Annotated in this window: 16 protein-coding genes; 11 read left to right on the forward strand and 5 right to left on the reverse strand. The window is 61.8% G+C overall.

Features of this window, described 5'->3' with window-relative positions; genetic code table 11:
• The first annotated feature begins 134 nt into the window (after nucleotides 1-134).
• Entirely contained in the window at nucleotides 135-311 is a 177-nt protein-coding gene (locus PMI03_RS31625; RefSeq protein WP_007693156.1) for a hypothetical protein, read from the forward strand.
• Between the two features lie 123 nt (nucleotides 312-434).
• A complete protein-coding gene (locus PMI03_RS11505) occupies nucleotides 435-1937 on the forward strand; it encodes an AMP nucleosidase (protein ID WP_007693157.1) in 1503 nt (500 codons plus the stop codon).
• Between the two features lie 18 nt (nucleotides 1938-1955).
• On the opposite strand, the gene PMI03_RS11510 is transcribed toward PMI03_RS11505, so the two are convergent.
• Nucleotides 1956-2186 carry a hypothetical protein gene (locus PMI03_RS11510; RefSeq protein WP_007693159.1) on the reverse strand — a complete coding sequence of 77 codons (231 nt, stop codon included), beginning with the start codon at nucleotides 2184-2186 and terminating at the stop codon, nucleotides 1956-1958.
• Between the two features lie 155 nt (nucleotides 2187-2341).
• On the opposite strand from PMI03_RS11510, the gene PMI03_RS11515 reads away from it, so the two are divergent.
• From PMI03_RS11515 to PMI03_RS11530, 4 genes are read left to right on the forward strand one after another with little or no spacing between them, the layout of a single operon-like run.
• Entirely contained in the window at nucleotides 2342-2701 is a 360-nt protein-coding gene (locus tag PMI03_RS11515; protein WP_007693160.1) for a YciI family protein, read from the forward strand.
• A 10-nt stretch (nucleotides 2702-2711) separates the two neighbouring features.
• The gene (locus tag PMI03_RS11520) at nucleotides 2712-3074 is read left to right on the forward strand and encodes a YciI family protein (RefSeq protein ID WP_007693162.1); all 363 of its coding nucleotides are present in this window, start codon (nucleotides 2712-2714) and stop codon (nucleotides 3072-3074) included.
• 18 nt (nucleotides 3075-3092) lie between these two features.
• The gene (locus PMI03_RS11525; RefSeq protein ID WP_007693164.1) at nucleotides 3093-3470 is read left to right on the forward strand and encodes a YciI family protein; all 378 of its coding nucleotides are present in this window, start codon (nucleotides 3093-3095) and stop codon (nucleotides 3468-3470) included.
• A 10-nt stretch (nucleotides 3471-3480) separates the two neighbouring features.
• Complete coding sequence (locus PMI03_RS11530) at nucleotides 3481-4722, forward strand: RNA polymerase sigma factor (RefSeq protein ID WP_012651165.1); 1242 nt, start codon at nucleotides 3481-3483, stop codon at nucleotides 4720-4722.
• A 6-nt stretch (nucleotides 4723-4728) separates the two neighbouring features.
• Here PMI03_RS11530 and PMI03_RS11535 read toward each other — a convergent pair whose 3' ends face one another.
• The gene (locus tag PMI03_RS11535) at nucleotides 4729-5688 is read right to left on the reverse strand and encodes a lysylphosphatidylglycerol synthase transmembrane domain-containing protein (protein WP_012651164.1); all 960 of its coding nucleotides are present in this window, start codon (nucleotides 5686-5688) and stop codon (nucleotides 4729-4731) included.
• A 93-nt stretch (nucleotides 5689-5781) separates the two neighbouring features.
• Between PMI03_RS11535 and PMI03_RS11540 the strand changes: the two genes are divergently transcribed.
• Genes PMI03_RS11540 through PMI03_RS11550 form a run of 3 tightly spaced genes read left to right on the forward strand, consistent with a single transcriptional unit; the run spans nucleotide 5782 to nucleotide 8967 of the window.
• A complete protein-coding gene (locus PMI03_RS11540; protein WP_007693168.1) occupies nucleotides 5782-6801 on the forward strand; it encodes a glycosyltransferase family 2 protein in 1020 nt (339 codons plus the stop codon).
• Nucleotides 6794-8290, forward strand: a complete 1497-nt coding sequence (locus PMI03_RS11545; RefSeq protein ID WP_007693172.1) for a glycosyltransferase family 39 protein — start codon at nucleotides 6794-6796, stop codon at nucleotides 8288-8290. Before PMI03_RS11540 ends, PMI03_RS11545 begins: the two co-directional genes overlap by 8 nt.
• A 56-nt stretch (nucleotides 8291-8346) precedes the next feature.
• Nucleotides 8347-8967 (forward strand): NUDIX hydrolase, encoded by a 621-nt coding sequence (locus PMI03_RS11550; RefSeq protein ID WP_007693173.1) that lies wholly within the window; start codon nucleotides 8347-8349, stop codon nucleotides 8965-8967.
• Here the strand turns inward: PMI03_RS11550 and PMI03_RS11555 are convergent, their stop codons facing one another.
• On the reverse strand, nucleotides 8968-10335 hold the full coding sequence (locus PMI03_RS11555) for an aspartate aminotransferase family protein (RefSeq protein WP_007693174.1): 1368 nt from the start codon (nucleotides 10333-10335) through the stop codon (nucleotides 8968-8970).
• 82 nt (nucleotides 10336-10417) lie between these two features.
• Here PMI03_RS11555 and PMI03_RS11560 point away from each other — a divergent pair, with 82 nt between their 5' ends.
• Nucleotides 10418-11758, forward strand: coding sequence for a glutamine synthetase family protein (locus PMI03_RS11560; protein ID WP_007693181.1), 1341 nt, complete (start codon nucleotides 10418-10420; stop codon nucleotides 11756-11758).
• 6 nt (nucleotides 11759-11764) lie between these two features.
• On the opposite strand, the gene PMI03_RS11565 is transcribed toward PMI03_RS11560, so the two are convergent.
• A complete protein-coding gene (locus PMI03_RS11565) occupies nucleotides 11765-12712 on the reverse strand; it encodes a diacylglycerol kinase family protein (protein WP_007693182.1) in 948 nt (315 codons plus the stop codon).
• Between the two features lie 347 nt (nucleotides 12713-13059).
• Between PMI03_RS11565 and PMI03_RS11570 the strand changes: the two genes are divergently transcribed.
• The gene (locus PMI03_RS11570; RefSeq protein ID WP_007693183.1) at nucleotides 13060-14277 is read left to right on the forward strand and encodes an MFS transporter; all 1218 of its coding nucleotides are present in this window, start codon (nucleotides 13060-13062) and stop codon (nucleotides 14275-14277) included.
• Here the strand turns inward: PMI03_RS11570 and PMI03_RS11575 are convergent.
• Nucleotides 14242-14646, reverse strand: a complete 405-nt coding sequence (locus PMI03_RS11575) for a helix-turn-helix domain-containing protein (RefSeq protein WP_007693184.1) — start codon at nucleotides 14644-14646, stop codon at nucleotides 14242-14244. The two genes, PMI03_RS11570 and PMI03_RS11575, sit on opposite strands and share 36 nt — an antisense overlap.
• Between the last annotated feature and the right edge of the window lie 16 nt (nucleotides 14647-14662).

Below are 14662 nucleotides of genomic sequence, written 5' to 3' on the forward strand. Positions count from 1 at the left end.
CGCCTTCGCCGGACTGGCGTGGTCCATTTTCCCGGTCATCTTCCTGAACGCCGGATGAACCGGTATCTCAGCACCCGTTCAGGCTGACCATGGCAAAACAGTGTCCAGTATAGGGCACGGGTAGGGCCAAGGATATGAACACGATCATCATGGCATGGCGTTTCGCAGTTATCATGCTGTTTGCCGCCGTCTTTGCATTCACGTTTTCGATGGCGGTCGAACATACCGGCCGCAGCGGCGCGCAATCGCATTTCGGCGCGAGCTTCACTTGCCTGCAAACGGGAGCCCCCTATTGCACCACGGTGCAATAGTCGGGGACTTCTGGCCGATTTTCAGGAACTGAACTGCGCAACGGCATAAAAATAGCTGCGAAAATCCCAGACCATGCCTTGCAACGTCGTTTGCTTGTTAAAGATGCCACTATATAATAGCGCATGAGCAACCGAATCTCTCCCTTTTCGCCCCTCGAAATCTCGTCTCCCAGCCCGTTTCAGCCGCGGAGCTTTACCGATCCTGGCAAGGCAGTCGAGGCTCTGACCGAGCTTTACGACCGCAACACCGCCTTCCTGATCGATAATTTTACCAAGCTCGCCAATGGTGAGCCGATCACGGCGCGCTACCGCGCCTTCTACCCACAGGTCAGCATCGAGACGACCAGCTTCGGCCACGTCGATTCGCGCCTTTCCTATGGCCACGTTACGGCACCCGGCGTCTACACCACCACCATCACCCGCCCGCAGCTCTTCAAGCACTATCTGAAGGAACAGCTCGCGCTTTTGATGCGCAGCCATAATGTGCCGGTGGTGGTGTCTGAATCGACGACGCCGATCCCGCTGCATTTCGCCTTTGGCGAAGGCGCCTATGTGGAGGCATCCGCCGCCGGTTTCGCCGATATTCCGCTGCGCGACCTCTTCGATACGCCGGACCTGAACACCACGGATGATGAAATCGCCAACGGCGAATATATCCCGCCGCCGGGCGAGCCCTCGCCGCTCGCGCCGTTTACCGCGCAGCGCATCGACTATTCGCTCGCCCGCCTGTCCCACTATACGGCGACCAGCGCGAAGCATTTCCAGAACTTCGTGCTGTTCACGAACTATCAGTTCTACGTCGATGAATTCTGCAACTGGGCGCGCGACCTCATGGCCAAGGGCGGCGATGGCTATACCGCCTTCGTCGAGCCGGGCAACATCACCACGCCGGCCGGCTCCAGCCAGCCGGAAGGCGACACGACCCCGCCGCGGCTGCCGCAGATGCCGGCCTACCATTTGAAAAAGAAGGGCCATGCCGGCATTACCCTGATCAATATCGGCGTCGGCCCGTCCAACGCCAAGACGATCACCGACCACGTCGCGGTGCTGCGCCCGCATGCCTGGCTGATGCTCGGCCATTGCGCCGGCCTGCGCAACAGCCAGCGGCTTGGCGACTATGTACTGGCGCATGCCTATATGCGCGAGGATCACGTTCTCGACGACGACCTGCCGGTCTGGGTGCCCATCCCGGCGCTTGCCGAAGTGCAGGTGGCGCTGGAAGCAGCCGTTGCCGAAATCACCGGTTTCGAAGGCTTCGAGCTGAAGCGCATCATGCGTACCGGCACGGTCGGCACGATCGACAACCGCAACTGGGAGCTTCGCGATCAGGCGGGACCGGTCAAGCGCCTGTCGCAGGCCCGCGCCGTGGCGCTGGACATGGAGTCAGCGACCATCGCCGCCAACGGCTTCCGTTTCCGCGTTCCCTACGGCACGCTCCTCTGCGTCTCGGACAAGCCGCTGCACGGCGAGCTGAAACTGCCGGGCATGGCGACCGCCTTCTACCGCACCCAGGTGAACCAGCACCTGCAAATCGGCATCCGCGCCATCCAGAAGCTGGCCGAAATGCCGCCGGAAAAGCTGCATTCACGCAAGCTGCGCAGCTTCTTCGAGACGGCGTTTCAATAACGCGATAGGGCCTGCGCGTTACTGCCCTTCCGCAGATACCGCATACGTCTGAGCAGCGGCCGCAACTTGCGGCCGTTCGCTGTTTGGCTCGGCGGTCCAACTCAAGCATAGGATCACCACGGCAAGAACGGCAAATCCGATCATCGTGCGAAGTATGACTTCGCGGGGATTCAACATTTGCAGTATCTCTTCCTCCGACAGTGTCTTCCTGTGCCAGTGATAGATGAGCGCTGCTTCCAGGGTGTGCATGTCCGCCTCTCCTTTGGTGATGACGGATGTTGTCGACCGGCCTCGGCTGTTTTCGACAGCGCTGAATTTTTTTGTCATGCTGCCTGAAAGGATGTCGATTTGCGCGCGGCCCGCTCGTCTATGGCTGTCAGCAAATGGAAGAGGAGACGGCTGCGATGAAATATCTTTGCCAGGTCTGGTTCGACGGCACGAGGCTCGATGCCATGACGAAAGAGGAAAAGCACAGGCTCGATTCGGATTCGCTCGGTTACGACCGGGATCTGATGGCAAGCGGGCACATGATCCACGCCGAGGCGCTGCAATCGCCAAGCGCGGCGGTGACCGTGCGCGTCCGCAACGGCGAGACAGCCGTAACGGATGGCCCCTTCATCGAAACCAAGGAATATCTCGGCGGCTTCATCCTGATCGACGCCAAGGATCTGAATGACGCCATTCGCGTCGCGGCCGGCATTCCGCTGGCGAAGCTCGGTGCCATCGAGGTGCGGCCGATCTACTCCTTCGGCCTCGAACTCTGAGGAGACGACGATGAAATTTCTCTGCCAGGTCTGGTTCGACACCGCCGAGATCGCGACCATTACCGAAGAAGACGGACGGCGGTTGAAGCAGGAGTCCATCGACAACGACAACAGGCTGCGCGACAGCGGGCATCTCATCGTCGCCAATGCCCTGCGGGAGCCGGAGACCGCCAGGACGGTGCGGGTGCGCAAGGGCGAAGCCACGGTTACCGACGGTCCTTTCGCCGAGATCAAGGAACATCTCGGCGGGTTCGTGCTGATCGAGGCAAAGGACATCGACGAAGCGACCCGCATCGCCGCCACCTTCCCCGTCGCCCGTTACGGCATGATTGAGGTCCGTGCAGCCTTCGACATCCGGTTTCCGGATGAATAGTCGCCAAGGGAGAGAGTGATGCGATTTCTATGCCTAATCTACACATCCGTCGACGTCGACGGACGGCTGACGCAAAGCGAGATGAACCATCTGATCGGCGAGCATTTCGTCTATGACGAGGACCTGCGGCAGGACGGCACCCTGATTGTTTCAGATGCGCTGGAACTCCGAAACAAATCGATCGTCATCCGACCACATGGCGACACGTTTTCGGTGACGGATGGGCCATTCGTGGAGACGAAGGAACATCTGGCCGGTTTCTACCTCATAGAGGCGCCCGATCTGGAGAGCGCAACCGATATCGCCAAACACATTCCCTCGGCGCGTTACGGCGCCATCGAGATTCGTCCGGTGCGTATCCTGACCCTTCGGGGAGACCTTGCGGAGGAACGCTGACGCCGTGTCCCTGAACGCAATTATCGACGATATCTACCGCAGCCAGTCGCGCCGCGCGCTGGCGACGCTGATCCGCCTGCTTGGCGATTTCGACCGGGCAGAAGAGGCGCTTCACGATGCCTTCGCGGCCGCAGCGAAGCAATGGACGGAGGAGACGATACCGGCCAACCCCTATGCCTGGCTGGTCTCCGCCGGTCGCTTCCGGGCGATAGACCACATCCGGCGGCGTACACGCTTCGACGCCTCGAGGGCCGATATTGCCGACAGCTTCTATCCGGAGGGCGAGATGATGGAGATCGCCGAGCGCCAGGAGATCGAAGACGATATGCTGCGGCTGGTCTTCACCTGCTGCCATCCACTCATCCCTGCCGAGGCGCAGATGGCCATGGCGCTGCGCGAGGTCTGCGGCCTAACGACGGAAGAGATCGCCCATGCCTTCCTTGTTCCGGCGCCGACCGTCGCCCAGCGCATCGTCCGTGCCAAGAACCGCATCCGCACCGCCCATATTCCCTATGAAGTCCCGGCAAAAGCAGAACTGCCGGAACGGCTGGCGCAGGTGCTGCATGTCATCTATCTCGTCTTCAACGAGGGCTATTCCGCCTCCTCAGGCGCAACGATCGTCCGCGCCGACCTTGCCGCCGAGGCCATCCGTCTCGGCCGCCTGCTGCTGACGCTCCTGCCCGATCCGGAGGTGGCAGGCCTGCTGGCGATGATGCTGCTGCAGGATTCGCGGCGGTCGGCACGGGCAAGCCCCTCCGGCGATCTCATTCTGCTTGCCGATCAGGACCGTGCGCTCTGGGACGGCGCGAAAATCCGCGAAGGACTGGCCTTTGCGACCGAGGCAATGGCCGGCGAAAGCGTCGGCAGCTATGCGCTGCAGGCGGCAATTGCCGCCGAGCACGCGCGCGCGGCAACGCCGGACCAGACCGACTGGCGAGGGATCGTGGCGCTTTACGATCTGTTGCTGGTGGCTCATCCGTCGCCGGTGGTCGAGCTCAACCGGGCTGTCGCCGTTTCGATCTGCGATGGACCGGCCGCTGGGCTGCGGATCGTCGATGGTCTGCTTGGCGAGGATCGATTGGCGAGATATCACCTCGCCCACGCGGCAAGAGCCGATTTCCTGCGCCAGCTCAACCGCGACGACGATGCGCGACAAGCTTACGAAACCGCACTTTCGCTTTGCCACCAGGCGCCCGAGCAAACATTCCTGCGCAAACGATTGGCCGAACTTGCCGGCAAGACCAGGCGGTAGGCTCGATCAGGCACGCTTCCGGGAGGCGAGCAGGCCGAGTGCTGTCCCCGTCAGAGCAGAGACGACGATCAGGAGATGGGCGTTGATGCTGGCCTGCGCGAGATTATCGATCGCCGCCTTTGCGCCCGAGGCGCCGAACGCCATCGCACCGGCGGTAATACCGGCCGGATAGGTGCCGACGCCGCCGGGCGCATGCACCGGCAGCACGGACGAAAGCTCGCCGCCGAGCGCGCCGCCGAAGCTGGCCGAGAGCGGCGTGACATTCATCAGGCCAAGCGCCCAGGCGAGCACCGCGACCTTCACCAACCAGTTGACCACCGTCGTCAGCCAGGCGCGGGCAAAGGCGCCGGCGTCGGCGGGCAAGCCGCGCTCCAGCTCATGCACCAATCCCTGCGCCTTCTTTGGCAATACCTTCGCGGCAAAACGGATCAGCGGCCGGCGCAGAGCAAAGCCGATAACCGGCAGGAGCAGGAAGGCAATCCAGACTATCCAGGCAAGTGCGGGATAGGGCGAGGCAAGAGCAAGGCCGATACCGGCTGCGGCCAGCAGCGCATGCAGGTCGAACAGCCGCATGACAAACAGCGCTGAAGTACTACGGGCGAGAGGAATGCCGAATTCCGAGCGCATCAGCACAGGGAAACTGGTCTCGCCCGCGCGGAAGGGCATCATTATGTTGAGGAGATTATGGACCTGCGTCACGCGGAAGAGTGCGGCGAAATGGCCGCCGGTCTCCTTCGGAAAATAATCGTAGATGCGCCAGGTGCGCAGAAAATAGGTGCCGGTCAAAAGCGCCAGTGCCAGCAGGATGGGCAAGGCGCCGACCTTGCCCCATTGCGCCAGGATCGAACTCCAGCCCCAGAACCATTCGATGAAGGCGGCATAGGCGAGCACGACGGCAAGCGTCAGTAGCGTCATGCGGTTGCGAATAAACCAGCTCTGTCGGCTGGCAACCATCGGAGTCTTCATGTAGTAGAGCACCCAACGCGAGCGGAGGCAGACGCCGGACATGTCGCTCGCTCCGTCCGGCAGGTTCTGCCGGTCTTTTAGGAGAAAGAAGAGTTGCAGACAACGGCAGAGTCGATCCTCTCCCTGGCCGATACCGCGAGCGCCCTTGAGCTTTCGCTGGTCGTGCCCGTCTTTAATGAGGAAGAAAGCGTCGGACCGCTGATCGAGCGCATCTGTTCCGCGATGGTGGATTTCACCAAGCCCTGGGAACTGATCCTGATCGACGACGGCAGCACCGACGCCACGCTCGCCAATGCCCGCCGCTCGCTCGGGCGTGAGGGGCTGACGCTGCGCATCGTCGAGCTTCAGCGCAATTTCGGCCAGACCGCCGCCATGCAGGCCGGCATCGACGCCGCCACCGGCCGGCTGATCGCCACCATGGACGGCGACCTGCAGAACGACCCGAAGGATATCCCCTCGATGGTCGACGAACTGGAGCGCCGGCAGCTCGACCTGCTCGTCGGCTGGCGCAAGAACCGTCAGGACGGGCTTCTCCTGCGCAAGATCCCCTCCTGGTGCGCCAATTACCTCATCGGCCGCATCACCGGCGTCAAGCTGCACGACTATGGCTGCAGCCTGAAAATCTACCGCTCCACGATCATCAAGCAGGTTAAGCTGATGGGCGAAATGCATCGCTTCATCCCCGCCTGGGTCGCCGGCGTCGTACCGAGCTCCCGCATCGGCGAAGTCCCGGTCACACATCACGCGCGCCAGCACGGCACGTCGAAATACGGGATCTCGCGAACCTTCCGGGTCATTCTCGACCTGCTGTCAGTGATGTTCTTCATGCGCTACAAGGCACGGCCGGGCCACTTCTTCGGCTCTCTCGGCCTTGGCCTCGGAGCGCTCGCCGCAATCGTGCTGTTCTGGCTCTTCATCGACAAGTTCATCTTCGGCGACGATATCGGCAACAGGCCGCTGCTGTTGGTCGGCATCGTGCTGCTGCTGTCGTCCGTGCAGATGATCACGACGGGGATTCTCTCGGAAATGATCGCGCGCATCTATTATCGCGACGATCTGTCGCCGAATTATATCGTCCGCAAGATATTCGATCGGAACGATTTGGATGCATAGACTTCTGGTCCGCCGGCCAGATGTTATCCTCCTCTTGCTTGCCGGTTACTTCCTTCTCGAGTTCGTCGTGCGGCTCGCCATGCCGCATGGCATGCGCTACGACGAGTCGCAGCAGGCATTGTTCTCGCAATGGCTGACGCTCGGCTACGATTCGCAGCCGCCGCTTTATAATTGGGTGCAGGCGCTGGTCGTCTCCATCTTCGGCCTGTCGTTGACGACAATCTCCATCGTCAAGAATGTCGTCCTGTTCCTGGTCTATTTCAGCTATTACAAGCTGGCCAAGGAAGTGCTGTCGGACAGGGTGTTCGCGGCGATCGCCACCCTGTCGCTGCTGACGATGCCGCAGCTCTTCTGGGAGGCGCAGCGCGACCTGACGCATACGGTGACGCAGCTCCTGGCCATCAATCTCTTCCTCTATGGCGCGATCCGCACGCTGAAGGCCCCGAGTACAGGCTCCTACGTGCTCACCGGCGTAGCGCTCGGCATCGGCATGCTGTCGAAATATAATTTCGCTTTGCTTGCCGCTGCCGCCACCGTCGCGGTCCTGATGCATCCGCAGGGCCGTGCGCGCATCCTCGACAAACGTTTCCTGCTGACCCTGCTGATCTCGGCTCTGATCTTCCTGCCGCACGGGCTCTGGCTGGTCCACAATCTCGACATCGCCTCCGGACGCACCTTGGGGATTATGGGGCAGAATGCACCCAAAAGCGCCTTTACCAAGCTGCTGAAGGGACCGCTGGAATTCGTGAAGCTGGTCGTCGTCATCGTGGCGCCGACGCTCCTCGTCTATTGGCTCGTCTTCGGGAAAAGCTTCTTAGGGAGCTTGCGGCAGTCGAACGAATGGACGCGTTTTTTTGAAGTCCTGTTCGCCGTAATCGCCGTACTGGTGCTGATCCTTATCGTTGCCATCGGCATGACGGCACTGCGGGACCGTTGGCTGATGCCCTTTCTGTTCCTGCTGCCGATCTATGCCTGCCTGAAGATGGAAGTGGCTGGCGTCAGGGCGGCGGATTTCGGCAAACGCTTCTTCTTTGTCCCTTTGGCCATGATGTTGTTCGTCCCGGTGCTGCTTTTGATTTGCGCCAGATTTCCGCTGCTTTTCGGCTCCTATGAACATTACAACAGCCCCTACCCCACCTTCGTACGCCAGGTCGTCCAGGCGGAAGGCAAGAAGCCGGGGCTGATGCTGACGGACAACTGGTTGCCGGCCGGCAATCTGCATTTGCAGCTACCCGATGTGCCGACCATGTCGCTCTTCTTCGGAAATCTGACGGCAGACTACGTGTGGACCGCAGACCGGCCGATCCTCGTCGTCTGGCAGCCGAGAAGTGACGGCACGGGAATGCCGGCGCCGTTGACGACCTGGCTGCATGACACGCTCGGTCCGCAATATGCCGCACCGGAGGTCAAGCTCGCGGATGTTCAGTATATGAGCGGCAAACCCGGTGATATGATGTCCTTCGCCTATGCCTGGGTCTACCCGAAATAACCGCCGACCATCCGATCCGCGGGGACTGCTGCTCGATTTCAACGCCGGAACCGCTGATGAACCCGACCGATACGCCTGAGAACACGCTGCCTGACTCCACCGATCTTCCGCCATGGCAGGTCAAAAGCTCCACCCATCTGCTGCATGACCGTTGGCTGAAAGTCCGGGCCGACACCTGCGTCACTGCGGAGGGTGTGGAGATTGCGCCCTATTACGTGCTGGAATATCCAGACTGGGTGGAAGTGGTAGCACTTGATGCCGAGGACAACATCTATCTGGTCCAGCAATATCGCCACGGTCTGGGTGTCGTTGCGTTGGAGCTGCCGGGCGGTGCGGTCGACGCGAGTGATGCAAGCCCGGTCGAGGCTGCGGCACGAGAGCTGAGGGAAGAGACCGGGCTCTCTGCTCCTGAATGGGAATATGTGGGCAGCCTTGCCGCCAACCCGGCCACCCACACCAACCTTTGCCATATCGTACTTGCCCGCAATGTCGAGCTCACCGAGAAGCCCTCGGACGATCCGACCGAGCGGATCCGCCTCATTCGCATGCCGATCCGGCAGGCTATCGGGCTGGCGCTCGAGGGCAAGATGATCCAGGTCATTCATGTCGCGGCACTGACGCTTGCCCTGCACAAGGCCGGCAAGTGGGACGCGCCGTCCCCGGCGAACAAGAGCTGACTAGCCTTTCGCCTCAGACCAGACGGCATCCAGCGCCAGCCAGGTGATGCGGACCATCTCGTCTACCTGATCGTGGCTGATGATCAGCGGCGGCGAAGCCAGCATGCGGTCTGCGGTGGCACGCAGGACGAGACCATTGGTCAAGGCGTGGTTGCGGACGGCCGAGCCGATGGCATCCGGCTTTTCGAAGCGGCGGCGGGTGGATTTGTCGGCGGCGAGCTGTAACGCGCCCATCAACCCGATGCTCACCGCTTCGCCGACCATCTCATGGTCCGCGAGGCTGCCCCACACCTTGGCGAAATAAGGGCCGATGTCGTCGCGAACGCGCTCGATCAGCCGTTCATCCTCGATGATCCTGAGATTTTCCAATGCGGCGGCTGCGCAGACCGGGTGGCCGGAATAGGTGAAACCGTGGTTGAACTCGCCGACCTCGTTGATCAGCACATCGGCGATGCGATCGCTAACCAGCACGCCGCCGATCGGCAGATAGCCCGATGACAGACCTTTGGCGATCGGCGCCAGATCGGGCTCTACGCCGAAATGCTGATAGCCGAACCAGGAGCCGAGCCTTCCAAAACCGCAGATCACCTCGTCGCAGACGAGGAGAATGTTCCGTGCCTTGCAGATGCGGGCGATCTCCGGCCAATAGGTCGCGGGCGGGATGATGACGCCCCCTGCCCCTTGCACCGGCTCGGCGATGAAGGCGGCGACATTGTCCTCGCCCAATTCATCGATCTTCTCTTCGAGCTCGCGGGCGACCTTGAGGCCAAACTCCTCCGGCGAGAGACCACCGCCTTCGCCGTACCAATAGGGCTGCCCGATATGGACGACGCCGGGGATCGGCAGATCGCCCTGTTCGTGCATGTATTTCATGCCGCCCATGCTGGCGCCGGCGACGGTCGAGCCGTGATAACCGTTCCTGCGGGCAATGACGGTCTTCTTCGCCGGCTGGCCGATAGCGCTCCAATAGACGCGCGCCATGCGGAACCAGGTGTCGTTGGCCTCCGAGCCGGAATTGGTGAAGAAGACATGGTTGAAATGCGGGCCGGCATGGGCGCAGACTTTCTGCGACAGCAAGGTCGCAGGCGTCGTCGTCGTGCCGAAGAAGGTGTTGTAATAGGGCAGCTCGTTCATCTGCCGGATGGCGGCATCGGCAATTTCCGTTCGCCCGTAGCCGATATTGACGCACCAGAGCCCGGCAAAGCCATCGAGATATTTATTGCCGTTGCTGTCGAAGATGTAGACACCCTGGCCGCGCTGGATGATCCGGGCGCCGTCGGCGTTCAACTTCTTCATGTCCGCGAAGGGATGGAGATGATGAGCGGCGTCGATGGCGGCGAGATTGGAGCGGCTGGAAGTGTCGGACATCGTTTGCAGAATCCCTATCGGATTGAAAGGCTGGCTTCGATCGTTTACGACCATGACGTGAGCATCGGGGAATGACAAGGGCATGGCGGCTGACAACGCGACCAAGGGTACGGCACGCATCGAAGTGCTGATCGCCGACATGAACGGCCGCCTTCGTGGCAAGCAGATCCCCATCGAAGCCGAAAAGAAGGTTTGGAGCGGCGCAGTCCGCTTGCCGACCTCGACGCAATCGCTGGACATCTGGGGCTATGACAATGACGAGATCACCGGCCTGTCGATGACGATCGGCGACCCTGATGGTATCTGCATCGCCGATCCACGCACGCTGGCCGACATGCCCTGGGCGCCGCCGGGATCGAAGCAGGTACTCGCCACCATGCATGAGCTTGACGGCCGCCCGAGCTTCCAGGACCCGCGCGCGATCCTTGGCTCGGTCCTTGAGCGCTACAAGGCGCTCGGACTGACGCCCGTGGTTGCGACCGAGCTGGAATTCTATCTGCTCGCCGGTGACTGGCGCGAGCGCGGTACCCCCTCGCCGCCGCCGGCGCTGATGTATCGCGGCGAGCCGAACGGCTACCAGCTCTACGACATGGATGCCGTCGATCTGCTCGGCGACTATCTCGAGACTTTGCACACCTATGCCAAGGCGCAAGGCCTGCCGGCAGATGCGACGACGGCGGAGTTCGGTCCCGGCCAATTCGAGGTCAATCTGCTGCATCGCCCGGATGCGCTCGCCGCCGCCGACGACTGCATCCTCCTGAAAAGGGTGGCCGAACAAGCGGCGCGCAAACACGGCCTGAAATCGACCTGCATGGCGAAGCCCTATACCGACCATGCCGGTTCCGGCCTGCATGTGCATGCCAGCATCATCGACAGTAAAGGCCGCAATATTCTCGACGCGGCAGGCGGCGAGCCGGTGAAACTGAAATCGATCTCTGCCGGCCTGCTGCAGACGCTGCTGGATGCGCAGCTGGTCTTTGCGCCCTACGCCAATTCCTATCGGCGTTTCCAGCCAGGCTCCTTTGCGCCGGTGGATCTCACCTGGGGCTACGGCCATCGCGGCACCGCCATACGCATCCCCGAGAAGGATGGGCCGGCTGCGCGCATCGAACACCGCGTCGCCGGCGCCGATGCCAATCCATATCTGATGCTGGCGGCGATCCTGGGCGGCATGCTGCTTGGACTGGAGAAGGATCTCGATCCCGGCGAGGAGACGACGCCGAGCCATGTGCCGGCCGACGCGCCACGGCTGACGCATGATTTCTTGACCGCCGTCGAGCGCTTTCGCGCCTCCCCTTTCATCGCCGATATTTTCGGAGAGCGCTATCAGGAGCTCTATGGCGACACCAAGCACAAGGAAGCGATCAGCCACCTGCGCACCGTGTCCGATTTCGATTATCGGACCTATCTGCCGCGTCTCTGAAGAACTTCAGACGGCCGCACTACGGATCGCCTGTTCTTCAGCCGCGCGCGCGGCCGTGCCCTGCCTAATCATCACCTTCAGCTCACCGGCATGCAGCTTGAGCGTGACATCGCGCTCCAGCGGCAGCAGTTCGCCGTCCATGACGCAATTGGCGAGGCTGCGCAGCTTCGGGAAATGCAGGTGCACTTCGCGCGTATGCATGACCATGACATCGGCGTTTTCGCGGAACCGGCCGCGCAGCATATCGACGGCAAGCCGTGCCACGCCCAGCGGCCGCAGGGGCCTTGCCGTGTAGAAGCCGAGCTCACCACTGCGAAGATCGTCGGCATAAAGCAGCGCGTTGGCGCCAAAGGGATTGTTGGAGACCGAAATCGCCGAGACATGCCGGTGCTCGCGAATACCCTCCGCCTCGAAATCAACGGCAAACTCCGGTGGATTGAACACGACACCGAAGGCGGCGCGGGTGCTGGCCGACATTTTGCCGATGCGCGAGCGGTAGGTGTAGCCGTTGCGATAGCGCACCATCCGCGCATGCAGGCCGGCCGAAAACTGATGGATGAAGGGCCGGCCGTTGGCGCTGCCGATATCGACCTGCTCGACCTCGCCGGTCGCCAGCACGTCCAGCACCTGCCAGATATCGAGCGGCAGCTTCAGCGACCGCGCGAAGAGGTTCATGGTTCCAGCCGGAATGACGCCGAGCGCGACGCCGTTCTTCCAGGCGACCGCGGCGGCAGCCGAAATCGTGCCGTCACCGCCGCCGGCGACAATGCCATCGATATCGTCGCGCCGCACCGCGCGCTCCATTGCGGCCACCACCTCGCGGCCCGAGACCACCAGGCCCTCGAACTCGTGGCCTGCGTCCCGGAAAACCTGTTCCGCCTTCTTCTCATAGGCGGCCATATCAGTGGTCTTGAACGTGCCGCCATCGCGGTTGAAAAAGCCGATCAGTTTCATAAATGCTCTCGGTTTTCTCACCAATTGGATCCCAGGAAGGAGCTGATCCCCACGCCTGCTTCTTCACAGATGGTTCCAACCAGAGCGATTTCAAGCAATCAGTGCCGCTTGTGACCAACACGGCCGGCGGCAGATGGGCAAGGCTGCGCGAACACGTATGCACGAGGCGATATGCTGCACTGCAAAAAATGCACGCGACAGAGGTGCAGCCCTGACTAATATAATCGATTAAGGCATGTTCGTGCCTTCCCGATCTTTTCAGTTTCTATGTTGTGCTCGATCCCTGCATGCCGGGTTTCGCTGCCTGCCTCGCGGCACTTGCACATAATTGCCGCCTTGGAGTTTTCGTGAGCGATATCACTGCCGACGTCATCGATTCCCAATCCGTCCTCGAGGCACCGTCGCGCGCCGCGATCGCGCTCGTCACTCTGGCTCTCGCGGTCGGCAGCTTCGGCATCGGTACCGGTGAATTCGTTATCATGGGCCTGTTGCCGAATGTCGCCGACGCATTCGGGGTAACGACCCCACAGGCGGGCCATGTCATCAGCGCCTATGCGCTCGGTGTCGTCGTTGGCGCGCCGATCATCGCCATTCTCGCCGCCAAGATGGCGCGGCGCACGCTGCTTTTGCTGATGATGGCGATTTTTGCCGCCGGCAACATTTCCAGCGCGTTTGCTCCGACCTTCGAAAGTTTTGCGGCCCTGCGCTTCATCACTGGCCTGCCGCATGGCGCCTATTTCGGTGTCGCTGCGCTTGTGGCCGCCTCGATGGTGCCGGTTCATCGCCGCGTCCGCGCCGTCGGCCAAGTCATGCTCGGCCTCACCATCGCCACCCTGATCGGCACGCCGATCGCCACCTTCCTCGGCCAGATCCTGAACTGGCGCGCGGCCTTCATGCTGGTCGGCGGCATCGGCCTTGCGACCATGCTGCTGATCGCCCTATTCCTGCCCAAGGACCGGGTTGAGGAAGGCGCCAGCATTACTCGTGAACTCGGCGCACTCAAGCGCATCCAGGTCTGGCTGACGCTCGGCATCGCAGCCGTTGGCTTCGGCGGCATGTTCTCGGTCTTCAGCTATGTCGCAACGACAACAACGCAGGTTGCCGGCATGGGAACCGCCATGGTGCCGGTCGTGCTGGCGCTCTTCGGCATCGGCATGAATGTCGGCAACGTCGTCGGCTCGCGTCTCGGCGATCTGTCGATCAAGGGCACGATCGGCGGGATGATGGTCTTCAACGTCATCGTCATGACGCTGTTTTCGCTGACCGCCGCCAATCCGGTCATGCTCTGTCTCTGTGTCTTCCTGATCGGCTGCGGCTTTGCTGCCTGCCCCGCCGTGCAGACTCGGCTGATGGATGTCGCCGCCGATGCACAGACGCTTGCAGCCGCCTCCAATCATTCCGCCTTCAATATTGCCAATGCGCTCGGCGCCTGGCTCGGCGGCATGGTGATCGCCTGGGGCTTCACTGCCGCCGCGACCGGTTATGTCGGCGCAGTGCTCTCTGTCCTCGGCCTTGTTGTCTTCGGGATATCAGTTGCCCTGGAGCGCAACAGCCGGAACGCATGAGGCCGGCGAAAGCCGCACCTGCTGCATGCCGGTGTGGCAGAGGACATTTTCCTCACCCCAGACGGCCATCGCCTTGATGATCGGCTCAAGGCTGGTGCCAAGCGGCGTCAGCGCATAGTCGACGCGTGGCGGCACGACCGGGAAAACGGTGCGCGAGACCAGGCCGGACACTTCCAGTTCCCGTAGCTGCTTCGTCAGCATGCGCTGCGTCACCGACGGCAGCTTGCGGCGGATTTCATTGAAGCGCAGCGTCCCCTCCATCAGATGGAACAGAATCACGCCTTTCCACTTGCCATCGAGCAGGCTCAGCGTCGCCTCGACCGGGCAACCGGGGAAATTCTGAACGAGTTTGGCGCGGGGCAGCGACATCGACAGTATCCTTTTG

This window comes from Rhizobium sp. AP16 (assembly GCF_000281735.1).
In the GTDB taxonomy this organism is placed as follows: domain Bacteria; phylum Pseudomonadota; class Alphaproteobacteria; order Rhizobiales; family Rhizobiaceae; genus Rhizobium; species Rhizobium rhizogenes.

Coding starts and splice junctions, on each gene's coding strand:
- PMI03_RS11535 (WP_012651164.1), bottom strand. CDS start 5,688: ATGAAGACTCCGATGGTTGCCAGCCGACAGAGCTGGTTTATTCGCAAC.
- PMI03_RS11520 (WP_007693162.1), top strand. CDS start 2,712: ATGAAATTTCTCTGCCAGGTCTGGTTCGACACCGCCGAGATCGCGACC.
- PMI03_RS11525 (WP_007693164.1), top strand. CDS start 3,093: ATGCGATTTCTATGCCTAATCTACACATCCGTCGACGTCGACGGACGG.
- PMI03_RS11555 (WP_007693174.1), bottom strand. CDS start 10,335: ATGTCCGACACTTCCAGCCGCTCCAATCTCGCCGCCATCGACGCCGCT.
- PMI03_RS11575 (WP_007693184.1), bottom strand. CDS start 14,646: ATGTCGCTGCCCCGCGCCAAACTCGTTCAGAATTTCCCCGGTTGCCCG.
- PMI03_RS11565 (WP_007693182.1), bottom strand. CDS start 12,712: ATGAAACTGATCGGCTTTTTCAACCGCGATGGCGGCACGTTCAAGACC.
- PMI03_RS11510 (WP_007693159.1), bottom strand. CDS start 2,186: ATGCACACCCTGGAAGCAGCGCTCATCTATCACTGGCACAGGAAGACA.
- PMI03_RS11545 (WP_007693172.1), top strand. CDS start 6,794: ATGCATAGACTTCTGGTCCGCCGGCCAGATGTTATCCTCCTCTTGCTT.
- PMI03_RS11560 (WP_007693181.1), top strand. CDS start 10,418: ATGGCGGCTGACAACGCGACCAAGGGTACGGCACGCATCGAAGTGCTG.
- PMI03_RS11515 (WP_007693160.1), top strand. CDS start 2,342: ATGAAATATCTTTGCCAGGTCTGGTTCGACGGCACGAGGCTCGATGCC.
- PMI03_RS11505 (WP_007693157.1), top strand. CDS start 435: ATGAGCAACCGAATCTCTCCCTTTTCGCCCCTCGAAATCTCGTCTCCC.
- PMI03_RS11550 (WP_007693173.1), top strand. CDS start 8,347: ATGAACCCGACCGATACGCCTGAGAACACGCTGCCTGACTCCACCGAT.
- PMI03_RS31625 (WP_007693156.1), top strand. CDS start 135: ATGAACACGATCATCATGGCATGGCGTTTCGCAGTTATCATGCTGTTT.